This is a genomic window from Streptomyces sp. NPDC001508, assembly GCF_040298665.1.
Lineage (GTDB): Bacteria > Actinomycetota > Actinomycetes > Streptomycetales > Streptomycetaceae > Streptomyces.
Map to the genome: position 1 here is coordinate 1 of NZ_JBEPAP010000158.1, position 1,640 is coordinate 1,640.

Consider the following 1,640-nt stretch of genomic DNA (forward strand, 5'->3'; position numbering starts at 1 on the left):
CCATCAGATATCTAGCGAGGGGACGCCCCGCTTTAGCGGGGTGGGGAATCGCTTCTCTGGCCTGCTCTGACATCAACTGTTTCCACGGGTCTGCACTGTTGAGCTGAGCGCCGCGATTGGCGCATTAGACCTGTCGCATGTGTATAGTGATCACGTGACCGTGACCGGGAAGGTTCGCCGGTTCTCCGGCGGCGTGTACGATCTCGGGCTCCACGTGGTGTGGTGCCCGAAGTACCGTCGTCCGGTCCTCGACGGCCGGGTCGCGGTCCGCCTGCGTGAGCTGATCGAGCAGAAAGCCGCCGAGCGCGGGTGGGAGATCATCGCGCTTGAGGTCATGCCGGACCACGTGCACCTCTTCGTCAAGCACGACCCGAAGTCCTCAGCCTCGTACGTGGCGAACCAGTTCAAGGGCTTCACCTCCCGGGTGCTGCGGGAGGAGTTCCCACACCTGAAGTCGCGGATGCCCACGCTCTGGTCGTCGTCGTACTTCGCCGCCTCGGTCGGCGCCGTGTCGGCGGCCACGGTGGAGAAGTACATCAGCACCCAGTGGGAACGTCCCTGGAAAAAGGAGAAGGGGGACGCCTCGTGATCCGGGCGTACAAGTTCCTTCTCCGTCCCACCAAGGGCCAGGAGCGGGCGCTGACCGAGATGCTTGGGGATCACTGCTCCCTCTACAACGGAGCCTTGCAGGAACGCCGCGACGCCTACCGGCACAGCAGCAGGACGAGCATCAAGTACGGCGACCAGTCCGCCCAGCTCAAGGAGATCCGGGCCTTCGACCCGGAGCGCCAGGGGCGCTGGTCGTTCTCCAGCCAGCAGGCCACCCTGCGCCGCCTGGACAAGACATTCCAAGCCTTCTTCAAGCGCGTCAGGACCGGTCGGACACCCGGCTACCCCAGGTTCAAGGGCGTCGGCCACTTCGACACCGTGACCTTCCCCAGGGACGGCGACGGCTGCCGCTGGAACTCCACCCCGAACGACCGGCGGACCCGCGTACGCCTCCAAGGCGTCGGACACGTGCGGGTGCACCAGCACCGGCCCGTAAAAGGTCGGGTCGGGACGATCAGCGTCAAACGGGAAGGCCGCCGCTGGTATGTCGTCCTCGCCTGTGACAACGTCCCCACCGAGCCGTTGCCCGCGACGGGCAGCATCGTCGGCATCGACATGGGCGTGGTGCACTTCTTCACTGACTCCAACGGGGAGCACAAGGAGAACCCGCGCTTCTTGAGGCGCATGGGGGAGGAACTGGCCGCAGCTCAACAGCACCTGTCGACCTTCCCCAAACGCACCCGCAAGCGGACGAAGAAGCACCGGGCTGCGGCCCGGAAGGTGGCCAGGCTGCACGCCAAGGTCCGGCGTCAGCGCCTCGATCACCACCACAAGGCGGCGAACGAGCTGATCCGCGATCACGACGTGATCGGCCACGAGAGGCTGAACCTTGCGGGCATGACCAAAGCGCCCGCACCCAAGCCCGACCCTGAGCGGACCGGCTCGTTCCTCCCGAACGGTGCCGCCGCGAAGGCCGGGCTGAACCGAAGCATGCTCGACGCGGGCGTGCGGCTCTTCCTGAACATTCTGGCGAACAAGGCTGAGAGCGCCGGTCGCCTGGTGGTTCCGGTGGACCCTCGCAACACCTCCCG

The 1,640-nt window shown here is 66.0% G+C and carries 2 protein-coding genes; both read left to right on the forward strand.

Translation table 11 applies throughout. The annotated features are described in order from the left end of the window. The first annotated feature begins 160 nt into the window (after nucleotides 1–160). Nucleotides 161–589 carry an IS200/IS605 family transposase gene (gene tnpA / locus ABT245_RS45825; RefSeq protein ID WP_351747095.1) on the forward strand — a complete coding sequence of 143 codons (429 nt, stop codon included), beginning with the start codon at nucleotides 161–163 and terminating at the stop codon, nucleotides 587–589. Continuing rightward, a partial coding sequence (locus tag ABT245_RS45830; protein ID WP_351747092.1) for an RNA-guided endonuclease InsQ/TnpB family protein occupies nucleotides 586–1,640 on the forward strand: 1,055 nt, incomplete at its 3' end. The genes tnpA and ABT245_RS45830, both read left to right, overlap by 4 nt.